Source organism: Ruminococcus sp. 8Y-12 (assembly GCF_058119865.1).
On the sequence record NZ_CM176623.1, the window covers coordinates 164,259 to 177,835 of the forward strand.

Genomic DNA, 13,577 nt, shown 5'->3' on the forward strand with positions numbered 1-13,577 from the left:
TGAAAATGACCCGGTCGTCTCGGCATTTTGGCCTTATGCTATGGCCTTACTGATTTCACCCCTGAGAATCTTGCGTATACTTTTTGGCTTCCGGTCTTTGTATAGGCCCTTACCTTAAAGCTGTATTTGGTTCCTTTCTTTAGTTTCCTGGATGCAATTTTTGTTTTTTTGGTATCATACCACTTCTTATAGCTGCCCTTTCCGGCCCGCACATATACCTGGTATCCATCCCCCTTCACTTTTTTCCAGGACAGCTTTGCCTTTCGGCCGCCGCTTAATTGGGATACTTTCAGGGTTGTCTTTTTAGGGCTGGTTGCTGCCTTTAACTCACCTGACAGCTCCCCTTCCCCGGCATCATTGAATGCCGCAGCCCTCACCCGGTAGACAGTTCCGGAGCTTAGCTTCTGAATGGTCAGGCTGTTTCCTGTTGTCTCTCCTTTCACGGTCCACTTACCTGAGCGGTACACATAGACACGGTAGCCTTTGGCACCTTCCACAGGTTTCCAGCTCAATTTCACGGAACCTGTGCTGCTCTTTAGTGCCTTTAAGCCGCTTACTCTGGCTGGCACAGGCTTTTTATTCTCCTGTATGGAGACTGTGACCAGACATACATCCACATATCTACCATCCTGTGTTGTCACCATGATCACTGCCTGACCGTTCTTTCCGGCAGTGACAACACCATTCTCGTTTACTGCAGCTACTGAAGCATCCGTGGAGCTATAGCTCACCTCTGTGCAGTCTGCCTGGGCCGGATACACCTCTGCCATTAGCTGCAGGGTCTCTCCAGGCCGGGTAAACTGGGCTGTGTTCTGATTCAGCTTAACCCCCTCCACCCTTACCGGGATGTTTACACGTATTTCACACTCAGCAGTCAGTCTCTGATCCTCCGTTGCTGCGGTGATAATGGTTGTACCGTTGGCTGCAGCTGTTACCATTCCGCATTCATCCACCTGGGCTGCCTCAGGATTGGAGGAGTTCCAGATCACCTTTTTATCCGTTGCATTTTCAGGCAATACCTGGGCTGTCAGCTGCAGGATTTCCCCAGCCTTGGTAAGCTCGGCCTCTGTCTGGCTTATGACAATTGCCTCCGCCTCCACAGGCACTTCCGGTATATCCACCTTAACAGTACACTTGGCAGTGAAACCGCCATCCTCTGTGATTGCTGTAATCACTGCCTCGCCGCTTCGAATGGCTGTGATCACCCCATTCTCACTGACTGCTGCCACTGTTCTGTCACTTGACTTATAGGTAACTTTCCTGTTAGTGGCTCTTTCCGGCTGTATTTCTGCCTGCAGTAGTGCCATCTCCCCGGCTGCTGTCATTTGTATTTCATCTGTGGTCAGGGCAATACCTGTTACTTTTACCTCCGGTTCCGGAATTTCCACTGTAACCAGACACAGATCCACATGTCTTCCGTCACGGGTTGTCACCATAATCACTGTCTGGCCTTTCGCTGCCGCAGTTACCAGTCCATCTCCGTTTACAGTTGCTACGTTTTCGTTTGTTGAAGTGTAACTTACTTCTTTGCAGTCTGCCTTAGCCGGATACACATCTGCCTCCAACTGCAGGGTTTCCCCCTCCTCTGTCAGCAGTGCGGTGTTCTGATTCAGCTTCACGCCCTCTACTTCCACAAATGGCTCCACAGTAACCTCGCAGATTGCCGTATATCCTCCGGTCACTGTAGTCACAGTGACGATGGCCCGTCCTCTGTTTACTGCTGTTACCAGACCTTTCTCAGATACGGTCGCTACTTCTGTGTTGGATGATTTCCACTTGACACTCTTGTTCTGAGCATTCTCCGGCTCCACTGCTGCACTGAGCTGAATCGTCTCTCCTGGCCCTCGCAGAACTGCTGAAGTCTCGTCAAGTGTAACACCGGTAACCGGAATCTCCGGATCTGGTCCGCCCGCTTCCGCAAGGCCTGCTATGGCATCCTCAAGCATTTTTATGGTATCAGCGATCTCTGCATTTCCTGCCTCCTGGCTATCAAGCACACCCCTGGCATTGTCAAAGGCATCCATCAGCGCTTTATATGTCTCTTCGGTATACTTATTCTCCTCTGCCTCATACTCGGATCGCGTGCTATACAGCTCCTGAAGTGCAGTCTTATCCACATACTCATCCGCGCTGCTGTACACACGGAAGGAATAAATCTCAATATAGTTATTGCTTGAAGAAGAAGATTTTCCGTTCTGCTTTATCGTAATAGTGTACTCATCCTTTGGATCAAGTCCACTGAAGCTGTAGAGTAGCACATCTGTTTTTCTAGAGCTGCTGTAGCAATCCACAGCCTTTTTGGAGTTTTCCACCTCTTCCCCTTTGGAGTTTGTGATGCTCACTTCCGCGGTTCCATGGTCAGAGGCCTTTACCCCATACCACTCTATTTTATTTCCCTTAAAGGTAAAGGATGCGGTGGCACCCACTGCTATGGTATCACAGGTGCCGGTCCTTATGGTCCAGTCCCCGTTTCTCCTGATTGCGTCTGCATCCCCTTCCGTAACGGCAATCTGTTCTGTACTCTCCAGGGCTTCCCTGGCTGCATTCAGCTCTGCAGTGTACGCATCTGCCTCCTCCTGCGTCAGCTCTTTCTGGTTCAATGCCTCCCTGGCTGCTTTTAATGATTTTTGGAAGAGATACCAGCTGTCTTTTGTGTAACCGTTGTTGGCTATTTCCTCCGCTGCTTGAATGGCAAGCTCAAGCTCCACCGTGTCAATCACACTGTCATCTGTGTTGATTTCCCAACTGTCCTGAAGCGCAGACCCCAGCTCATTTGCAACTTTAGCTGAGATGGCAATGGTTCCTGTTACATTTTCTGGAATCCTAAAGGCAAATCCCGCTTTTGAGCCCTCCGCCTTTCTCTGCTCCATGTACAGAAGTTCGCCGCTGCTTTCTGCCTGAATCACTGCCTGTGCATTTTGGGTTACGCCCGCTGCCGTGACAGTAACCAGTCTGGTGTGTTTGTCATAGGTGATTCCAATTTGTCCGTCCGGAGTGTGTTTGTTAAGCCTGACCTCCGGCAGTACGGTTCCCTCTTTTTTAATCCATGTACTGTAAGCAAACGGGATGTTGTTTTCATCCACCGCCAGAATCTGCAGAGCTTTATTTTCCGACTGTTTTGGCACCTGGGTTGATCCCTTATAAACTGTGCTTGTCCCTGCGCCCACGGTCAGCTCCTCAAAGACAGCGCTCTCCAGTTCCATTCCTGCGCTCAAATCATACCATAGGTAAGCAATCCGTCCCTTTATCTGCTCTGTTCCTTGATTCCGAAATGTCATGTTCACATTCAACTTCTCATTAGGCCTCAATTCCGATGCCTCACTGCCGTTGTCATAGGTAATCTGAGCCGGATCGGTCATCACGGTCATGGGTGTTTCCCCTGACTTCCGGACATGAAAGGTATCCACGATAAAATATTTCCCCGATTTTTTCTCGCCTCTTAATTTGTATTTTCCCTCAGGAAGTTTCGGAGATGTGTACACAGTCTGCTGATAGAGCCTCTCCGATGCCGTACAGCTGACAGTCCTGCGGTCAACCTCCTCACCTGTCTCGGCATTTGTGAGAATCATCTCCACATTTCCCTGGTCTGAATATTTTCTGGTAATAAATTCAATGCCGGTTCCGGTGAACTCTACCTCAAACCAAGCTGTATTTGTATTCTTGCTATCCGGATAAGCGCAGATTGTGGAATTGTCATCTCCCATCTCCCTCTTATCAAAATACCATCCATCCTGTGTATAGAGGTCTGTGGATACTTCTGTGCTGTATTTCACAGCGGGATCATTGCAGTCTACATTGGAGAATTCCCCCACAGCCTTGTGGTAACTCAGGGTCTGCATACGGTTGGTCCTGTGGATATCCAGAATAACCAGTCCGTCATCCGGAAGCTTGTTCAATTCCGCAAAAAAGGTCTTCTTCTCCTTCAGCGCCGTCCCGTTGACGCTCTTTACAATGTCCCTCTCCCTGAATCCAAGGGAATAAGCCTCACTGTCCTGTGGCACTGTTTCAAAGTAGATACCATCATACCCTGTGGATGCTGTGGCGGACATAATGTTGTCGTCAATGCCGGAAACCGTAGCTCCTTTCCACTCTTCTCTCTGAAGAATATCAGAGCCGCCGGAGCCGGAATCAATTTTGGCATAGATGGGCGCCTTACATTCACACCCTGGCTTTCCAAACTGATCCATAGGGAAGTTCTCAAATCCGGTCTGCCTCATCCCCTCCTGATTTTGGACTGTGTAGTCGTTTCCTCTGGGATTCTTAAATTCCGGGCTCACATCAATCAAGGCGTTCTTGTCAAACGAATTGGAAGTTTTATTTGCGTAGAACCATGCCGGCAGGTTGATCTTTGCACCGTAGTCAAAATACCAGTTTTGATCCACTGCATACTCTGCCTTTTTGAATCTGCTCTCATCCACACTGGCAAATCCGTAGGGCGTGGAATTCGCAACAATATTGCTGTGTATGTCGTCCTTTGCCTCTGTATAGGAAACATGAATCTGGAACTGACCATCCAAAATAATGTTGTTGTAGACCTTTCTGTTAAAGCCTTCCCTCAGCTTGATCCCCAGCCCCAGGCAGAGATTGTTGTAAATCTCATAATTGGAGGAACCGTCGTCCAGATCAATGCCCCAGGTATGGGCCGCGTCTGAATTGTGCTGAAACCGGTTATCATGGATTTTATTTGTCTGGTAAGCGTCAATCAGAGCCAGATCATAAGTCTTCCCATCCTTCTCGTAATGCCGGATTATTTCCCCGCTCTGTCCGCTGGCATTGTATTTTGGAACGGACCAGAAACGGTCTCTGCCCCAGGAGTTAAAGGGTCCGTGATCCGTTGTCTCCAGTTGGGCATTGTATATGTCATTGTAGGCAATTTCATGTCCCCCGAAGGTTCCGTCATTTACATTTACACAGGAGCGGGCGCTCTTGTGAATGGTGTTGTGCAGAATCTTCACCCTGCTGCTCACGGAAAGGTTTACACCGCAGGACTGCTTTTCGAAGATTCCCAGATTTTCCATATGATTGTTGGTAATCTCGATGTCCCTTGGATAGTCCTCGGTTGCAGGTCCGATCAATTCCGGAAACTCAACATTGGTCTTATGTACCTGAAGATCCGGATAAAGGGCATGGTCCCAGAAGGATGCCTCTCTGGCAGCCACTGGATTGCCCACAACCTGCACCGCGGTTGCACCGATGTTTATAAACTCGCTGTTGTTGATTATATTTTTATCATTGTATCCGTACATGAAAATTCCGTTGCCGCCCATCTCCAGGAACTGAGAATTCTGCACTTGGATATTTTTCGTATTCTCCATATAAATAGCACCTGCTCTTACCACACACCAGTCTCCCCTCATCAGAGGAATATACTCTTTTCCCTCCTGGTTGACCGTAAACATGGTGCGCTTTGTGCCAAAATAGGTAAAGCCATCCAGGGTAATATCGGTTACCGGCTGTTCACTGTCCCGGCCTTTTATGGTAATGATATCCGTATTGACCGAGGCTTCCACTGATGCCTTGCCCAGATCCATCCCCTGTGTGGGCCAGAGATAGAGCTTGCCGTCTTTGCTGTCATAATACCACTCTCCCGGAGCGTCCAACTCTTCAAACACGTTCTCCACCACCACCGCGTCTTTCATCCCGTTCCCGCGGTTGTTGTCCCCTACCCACTGGTACTTTAGTCCCAGAGCGTCCGATGTATTTTTGCCTGTTATAATATAATCATTTCCGCCCCAGCCGTTGCTGTGTATGGCGCGGATATAACCTCCGGCGGGGTCCGAATAGTTCTTAACCCTGGCCTTGATCTGTGCCTTGGTAGATGCGCCCTCCAGGGGAAGTTTGCCCGGTACCGCATCGGGATAGCGCGCCAGCACCTGCTCGTCCCCATTGATGAACAGCTTGTCAATCCCCAGATTCTGATCTATCTGGACGACCTTAATGTCTGTATTCTCCTTATAATCCGTCCAGTTCAACTCATCCAGAGTCATAGCTCCGCTCAGCTTCACCTTCTCATCGCTATAATTGGAAAAGGTGATTCCGGAATCCTCCGCCGTCAGTTCCAGAGGCTTATCAAAGAAATAGGTCCCCTCCCTGACATATACCACCGGATTTTCCTTGTCCGATGCTCTGGCTGCATCCCTTGCCTTCTCAAAGGTGGCAAAAGGACGTTCCATGGAACCGTCCCCATTGGTATCACTTCCATTTACCGCCACATAAAAAGTCCCATCCGTGCCGGCTGCATCTACCGTTGGCATTTTCAAAGGCCCCCATCCCATCACTCCGGTGGATAGCATCGCTGCCGACAGGACTACTGCCGCCGCTTTTTTACTTTTCTTGATCATTCCTTCTCCTCTCTTTCTTCTGCATTTACTGTCTCCTTTGTCGAGTTACCTCTGACTGTTTTTCATTATAGTCTGCTTCCTCTCTTCATTTAATAGAAGAAACGCTGAAAAACTTCAACTATCTTACAAACCTTTTGTATTCCCGCGGTGTCTTTCCGGTCCACTTTTTAAACGTGCTGCTGAAATACTGGGCATTTTCAAATCCCACTGCCTCGGAAATTTCACACATCCGCAGTGAGGTCAATTCTATCAGTTCCTTTGCCCTCTCAATGCGTCTTTTGGTGAGGGCCTCCACAAACGTAGTTCCCGTATAGCGCTTGAAAAAGCTGCTGAAATGGCTGACACTCACGGATAAATAGCTGCAGATCGCATCCAGCGAGATATCTGAATCACTATAATGCTGGTCAATATAGTCTCTCGCCAACAGAACCAGCCGCTGGTTACAGCCGTCTTTCTGCTGTTCCAGAACATCCGAGACCAGAAGGCAGGCAGACTGCAGATCCTGCTCCATCTCTGCCAGGGTTTCATCCTCATAGATGCTGATCTGAATCTGCTTCATTTCTGTATAGATCTTCTCTTCCTCTATTCTGGCCTCTTCCAATACCCTTTCCAGCTCCATCATCACATTCTGCAGCCAGAACACACACTCCCTTTTCCCTGCCTCCCCCTTTCTCAGTTCTCTAAAAAAGCAGTCCAACTCCTGGGCAAAATCAAGCTTCCCCCCTCTCTTTACCTTGTGCACAATCCCAAGTCCCCTGTTACGCATCTCTGCCATCGTTTTTCCTCTGTCCGCTGTAGGCTGGCGCGCTTTATAAATATCCTGATCCCTGTCCATAAAGCGGTACTCCACTGCCTCCCTTGCACTGAAAAAGGATTCTGTAAGTTCTCTTCGCAGAGAGACGGTCCGGCCTTCTCCGAACACGATGTCCAGATGCAAATAAGTAAAGATTGCCTCCTTCAATTTTTTGCAGAGGGCCGCCGCCCTGGATTCCAGCTCCATGGGCCCTCCAGCTCCCAAAAGAAGGACTGTCCGTCCCTCCCGGCTCTGAAAGGGAATACAGTTTTCACTCTCTTGTGCTACTTCGGAAGCGATATTAAATACTGCAAAGTAGGCCAGTTCCCTCTGATCCTGAAAAGAGCTGTCCTTAAAAATCGATTCCCGCCTGGCTTCCGCGTAGAGAACAGTATAGAACCGCTCACTCAGCGTGATACCCATCTCCTCTAGCTTTTCTTCTGTCTCGTTGTCAAATCCTTCATAGATGATGCGGTTCAGCAGCGCTTTTCTGCGAATCTGTCTGCCGTTGTAATAGGCAGAACGTATTTTCTTAAAATTCTCCAGCCACAGGTTTTTCAAATCCAGGCTCTGCTTCATTTTGGTCAGCAGCCCTGTCATCTCCGCCGGACTCACTGGTTTTAAGAGATATTCCGCAACCTTATACCGGATTGCCTTTTTTGCGTACTCAAATTCATCGTAACCGCTGATGATCACGATTTTTGTATCCGGATAATTGTGAAACACAAACCTTGACAGTTCAATACCGTCCATGTGCGGCATCTTGATGTCTGTGAGCAGCAGATCCGGAGGAGTGCCCCGGATCACCTCCATAGCCTCTTTCCCATTTTTGCAGGTGCCGATAAGCTGATACCCCAGCTTTCCCCATGGAACACAGTCCCGTATGGCCTCCTGAATCAAAACCTCATCATCCACAAGCAATACCTTGTACATTTTCTCACACCCTTTGTCTCATCTTACCTTACAGGATTTTCCTTTTCTTTTAATATCTTCCGGTAAAGATATAAAATCTTACTCAACTGTTATCTATATTAACAATCTAAGATTTTCTCTTAAACCTAATAATCTACGATCATTCCTGTTTTTCTACGGTAAGGATACAAATGTGAAAAATAACGTAACTATTCAGGAGTGCAAAAATCCCATCAAAATTAACAAAAAAACACCTCAGAGAAAAGCGTAAACGGTTTTCCCGTTGCTTTTACTCTGAGGTCCTGCTACTGGAGCTCGCTAATCTTTTGTATTGCTTTCCCGACTCCCTGATCCATCACCAGCTCAGGAGTCATCTCATAACTGATGTATTCCAATAAATCCGAGGATATTCTCCCCTCTGTGCGCACATAGTTGATCTGCCCGCGGACGGACTCCATAAATGGGTCCTCCGCCGCAACCCTCTGATTGGCCGGGATATAGCCATGCTTTAGATGTATGCTCTGCACCTCTTCCCCTGTATAGGCCTTTAAAAGCCGGATGGCTGCTTCCGGGTTTTTACAGTTCTTGGGGATGAACAGCCCATTGCTGCCGGAATGAATCACGTTTTCACTTCCCATCCTGGGCCATGGCAGAAGCACGGTGTCAATTCCGGCCTCCGCGGCCTCACTCCTGGCCGCCCTGGCTCCTGTGCCGATGTCTGTGATCATGGCGATCTCCCCCTTCAGGTATGCTGCCTTAATCTCATTGACCCGGATGTTTACAGCCCGGCTTCCGGTATACATGTAATCCTTTTCATACAGGGAGCGTATGGTTTGCAGTGTTTTTCGAATCTCATCACTTTCCGGAGACAGACTGCCATCCATATACTGGGAATAGGAGGCTGTATTTTGACAGAGGGATAGCAGTCCATTTCGGTACAGCCAGCCCCCGTGGCCCATATTGGCAGCATTTGCAAAGGGATATACACCTGTGCTTTTTACCTTTTCACATGCCATTTCAAATGCCGTATAATCCCACTCCTGCGGAATCACCACACCTGCCTTTTCCAAAAGCCTCCTGTTTGCAAGTATAACCGGGAAATTGTATTCCCAGGGTATGGCCTTGATTTCGCCATGAACGGTTCCTTCCTTGAGTGCTGCCTTATTGAAGCTGCTCTTCCAGTCCGGGTCCTCCTCCACATAGGGGGTCAGATCCATAGCCAGCCCCTCCAGCTTTTCCAGCCTGTTCATCGGAACGATCAGTACATCGCAGGGATCACCGGAGATAATCTGCATCTGAATTTCATTTTCTATGTTTTCCCAGTCTACCGGTTCTGCCTCTATCTCATATTCATCCGCGAACTCTTTTTGGAGAGCATCGAGCATTTCTCCAGTGGAGGTATATTCCTTGACTTGCCCATAAAACCTGAGTTTAGAAGGCACGTTCTCCTCTCTTACCTCCTTTTTTACTACAGGTGTACAGCCGGACATCAATAGCAGCGCCAGAAAAAGTCCTGTTATCCCCAATTTCTTTTTAAACAGTTTTTCCATCATCGCCTCCCCCTTCCGAAGACCGGGGTATCCTTACAAATACCCTGGCGCCCTCCCCTGGTCTGGAATAAAATGAAATTCCATATACCGCTCCGTACTTCATCCGTATTCTTTCCTGGATATTTCTCAGAGCAAAAGCTCCTCTCTCTTCCCCCTCCCCGTCCAGTATAAGGGATATCCGCTCTCCGTCGGTACCAAGGCCGTTGTCCTCCACCAGGTAGACCAAATCTGCCCCCTCGCAAAAGATGCGGACCTGTACCCAGCCGCCGCCCACCTTTTTCTCCAGTCCGTGTACATACGCATTTTCCACCAGAGGCTGGAGGATCAGCTTTAATACTTTGCACTTCTCTGCTTCCGGTTCCACATGAATCGATATCTGAATCTTATCCCCAAACCGGTTCTTCTGGATCAGAACATAATTCTGCAAATGTTCCACCTCCTGCTTTACGGTCACGATCTCTTTCCCCTTGTTCAGGGCATGGCGGAAGATATCGGAGAGTGCCTCAATCTGCTGTGCGATCTCGCCCTGACCTGCCACCACGGCCATCCACCGGATGGAATCCAGCGTGTTGTAAAGAAAGTGTGGGTTGATCTGGCTCTGCATATACTTCAGCTGGATCTCCTTTTGGCGTATCTCACTCTTGTACTGGTTCTGAATCAGATCCTGGATATAGTCCACCATTCCGGAAAGATTCCTGTTTAGCACCCCAATCTCATTCTCCCCATTGTCATAAATATGAATACAAAAGCAATCATCCCGAAACTCTTTTGTCTCTTTTGAAAGCAGCTCTATGGGCTGTATAATACTCTTCCTTTGGATCAGCACAAAGATAACGCCAAACAGGAGCACAAGCAGTACCGATCCGGCCATTACAAGATAAACTGCTCTGCTGCTCTGAAAAAGAGCCGCCGCTGAATCTGTCTTCACCATACACCAGGGCACCTGATCCAGCCAGTAGTAAGTGACAATATGCTTTCCACGCTGAAAATAACCTGCTCTCCCGTTCCTGATACCGCTTTCCTCCCATGAGGGATAGCCCAGTCCCACCTTTCTCTCATCCGTGGCTGAGAGAATCTGTCCTTCTTCATTGACAATGCAGATTTCTCCCTCTTCATCAGCCATACCTTCAAACAAGCTGCGCAGGTAGTATCCGTCTATGGTGATCCTCTCATATGCAATCGTCTCCAGGGTATAGATATCATTGACTGCTCTGTACAGGTGCAGCATATTACGTGTCCCGGAGTTTGCACCGTTCTCCTCCACATCAGCCAGGCACCAAAGAGGCATTCCCCCTAATCTGTGCAGGCTGGGAAGCAGACTCTCGTCCTCTTTTGCCGCATAATATCCGTACCGCAAAAATACCTGTTCCGGCTGAAATAAAGAGAAACCCGTAAGTTTATTTTTCAGACCTGCTCCTTCTGTAAGCCTGCTGTTCAGCGACCCTTTTATCAGCTCTATTTCCTGCGGATCTCCCTCCTCCAACTGCAGATGGATCAGTTCTTGAATATCCGGGTCTGCTGCTGTGCGGACAGACTTGTACTCTACCTCTGCCGTAAAGTCCTCCACCCCCGCCTTTGTCTGCTTCAGGATTTCCAGGTTTATATCACATGCCTTTGTATCCAGTCGCCTCTGCAGCCCAATGCCAACGCCAAGCAGTAAGATCAGCATGGGCAGCAGCAGAAACACAGTAAGGCTGAGCAAAAACTTCTGACTGATCTTTAGATCTTTGAGCCTTCTCTTCATTGCAGTCCCTTTTTCCTCCTGTATTCCGTGGGTGTGCATCCCTCAATCTTTTTAAAGACAGCGGAGAAATACTTTTCATCCCGAAATCCCACTTTTCCGGCGATCTCCCCGCTTAAATCCACGGACACTTCCAACAGCTTTTTGGCCTGCTCAACGCGGTACCTGTTTAAATATTCGGTAAAAGGCATCCCCATCTCCTGCTTAAACAGAGTGCTGAAATAGTTTCTGGACTTTCTTACTCTGGTGGAGAGTATATCCACTGTGATCTCCTCCTGATAATGCCCGTCAATATATACCAATGCACTCAGAATGACATTGCTGATCCCCTCCCTGTTCAGGCCTTTGGATAGGTGAAGAAGTTCCCTGTACTGTTCCTGTATCCACTGCTGGTATTGTCCTAAAAGAAGGAATTCAGGAATTTCCCTGATATAATTTTCTTTGACCCCAAGCAGCCTGCTCTCATCCATCCCCATCGTGGACAGAGTATCCACGAGTATCTGCATAAGGTTTATACAGATGCCCCTTACCAGACTGTAGGATGTGATCTCTTCCTGCTGCATGTGCACAAACAGTGTTTGTATAAAGGCCTCCGCCTTTTCAAGACAGTATCCGGACACATATCTCCTCAATTCCTGCAGCTGCTCCAGACTCAGGACTGTTTCCTGAATATCTGCATTCGACTCCAGTGTTCCGTCAACCCAAATGGCCCTCCCTCTGCACAGTCTGAAATGCAAAAGGGCTTCCGTTTCCTTTACAAGGCGGGGGAGTGATTCCAGTTTATCCAGTCTGCCTGCCGCTGCCGAGAGTGTGTACAGCCCTTTTTCTCTTCTGCGTGTGTTCTCTTCCGACAGAGCCTTCTGAACTTCAAGCAGAACCTGGTCTCTGGAATGGAGCATGTCCATGACAAAACACCATGCAAAAACCCGGCCCTTTTTCAGTACAAATCCTTTTTCCCTGCTCAAAAGCCAGTCCAGCACCTGTTCCTCCTGGCTGCATATCTGGTGAAGAAAAGAGGTGTCAAGCCCCAGCACTACGCAGAGGACTATTTCCCTGGGCCCTGCATTTGTAAACTCCGCAAGAGTTCTTATCAACTCCTCCCCGCCATCCCCGGAAACCAGCCAGAGCTCCAGCTCTCTCGCCTGCATCCTTCTGCGCTCCTCCTTTTTCTCCGACTCCTCCTCCCGAATTTCCCCTGCAATCCGGTCCACCAGTCCGGTCAGCTCCTTCACCTTAATAGGCTTCAGCAGATATTCCACCACACCGATATTGATTGCTTCTCTGGCATACTCAAACTCTGAGTACCCGCTGAGCAGAATCACACGGATCTCCTCCTGGACCTCCTTTGCCTTTTTGGCAAACTCCAGTCCAGTCATCCCCGGCATCCGGATATCTGTAATGAGAATATGAATTTTCTGCTCCCGAAGAAGCGTAAGCCCCTCCACCGGGTCCTCTGCGGTAAACACTTGTGTGACACCGTGGTCTGACCATGGAATCCCCTGCTCAATCCCACGTCTTATCTGTACCTCATCATCCACAATCAGAAGATAAAATCCCATTTTTCATCCCCCCTTGAGCGCCAATACAAAGTAAACCGTTATCCTACCATACTTATTCAGATAAAAGGCATCTGTATACAGAACGGGAATAATATTGGCAAATGCAATCTTATCACTTTTCAGTGTAATCTTCAGCCATCCAAATGTGTTGTTCCCTGTATTGATGGGATGAACATTCTCCCATCAATTTACACTTTCCCTTTGACGGATAATCCCATTTAGACACGTCCAGTACTCCAACTGAAGCAAAAAGCCTTTCCCGATAGCTCATATTCATATGCTGGGGAAATATAGTGAGGGATAGTTCCAGCAGGTGGATTAGGGCAATCCACAGGTAATTCAACTTCCAGCTTTTCATTCCAATCCTCTTTATTTATGTATTGGTACATTACAATGTCTTCATTATAACACAGGAATTGCCAAAAACAGAATCATGATTTTATTTGTTTCTCCCATTCCAAAGCTCTCTGCTGTTCTGCCCTGGGACAATTTCAGATTTTTCCATATTTTCCTTCTGAATCTTTTCTATACTCTGTGACTTGTCAGACGCAATTACATGGAACCGCGTAATTAAGATTGCAAAGCACAATAGGATTGTCAGAATCCTCATGTGTACTTTCTTTTTCATCCTCTCTCCCCAATCTTTCTCTCTGTTAGGCCTTGTATTTTCAATCAATAACC

The 13,577-nt window shown here is 48.2% G+C and carries 7 protein-coding genes; all 7 read right to left on the reverse strand.

The window, feature by feature from the left end; genetic code table 11:
• Positions 1-38: 38 nt before the first annotated feature.
• Positions 39-6,341 carry an Ig-like domain-containing protein gene (locus AC0THY_RS00655; RefSeq protein ID WP_489992550.1) on the reverse strand — a complete coding sequence of 2,101 codons (6,303 nt, stop codon included), beginning with the start codon at positions 6,339-6,341 and terminating at the stop codon, positions 39-41.
• A 118-nt stretch (positions 6,342-6,459) separates the two neighbouring features.
• On the reverse strand, positions 6,460-8,067 hold the full coding sequence (locus AC0THY_RS00660; protein ID WP_489992551.1) for a response regulator transcription factor: 1,608 nt from the start codon (positions 8,065-8,067) through the stop codon (positions 6,460-6,462).
• A gap of 284 nt (positions 8,068-8,351) precedes the next feature.
• Positions 8,352-9,599, reverse strand: coding sequence for an ABC transporter substrate-binding protein (locus AC0THY_RS00665; RefSeq protein WP_489992552.1), 1,248 nt, complete (start codon positions 9,597-9,599; stop codon positions 8,352-8,354).
• The gene (locus AC0THY_RS00670; protein ID WP_489992553.1) at positions 9,580-11,340 is read right to left on the reverse strand and encodes a sensor histidine kinase; all 1,761 of its coding nucleotides are present in this window, start codon (positions 11,338-11,340) and stop codon (positions 9,580-9,582) included. Before AC0THY_RS00670 ends, AC0THY_RS00665 begins: the two co-directional genes overlap by 20 nt.
• Positions 11,337-12,896: a response regulator gene (locus tag AC0THY_RS00675; RefSeq protein ID WP_489992554.1), complete on the reverse strand. Its 1,560-nt coding sequence runs from the start codon at positions 12,894-12,896 to the stop codon at positions 11,337-11,339. The genes AC0THY_RS00670 and AC0THY_RS00675 overlap by 4 nt, the downstream gene beginning before the upstream one ends.
• A gap of 112 nt (positions 12,897-13,008) precedes the next feature.
• Positions 13,009-13,254: a hypothetical protein gene (locus AC0THY_RS00680; RefSeq protein ID WP_489992555.1), complete on the reverse strand. Its 246-nt coding sequence runs from the start codon at positions 13,252-13,254 to the stop codon at positions 13,009-13,011.
• Between the two features lie 81 nt (positions 13,255-13,335).
• A complete protein-coding gene (locus AC0THY_RS00685; RefSeq protein WP_489992556.1) occupies positions 13,336-13,524 on the reverse strand; it encodes a hypothetical protein in 189 nt (62 codons plus the stop codon).
• Positions 13,525-13,577: the final 53 nt, after the last annotated feature.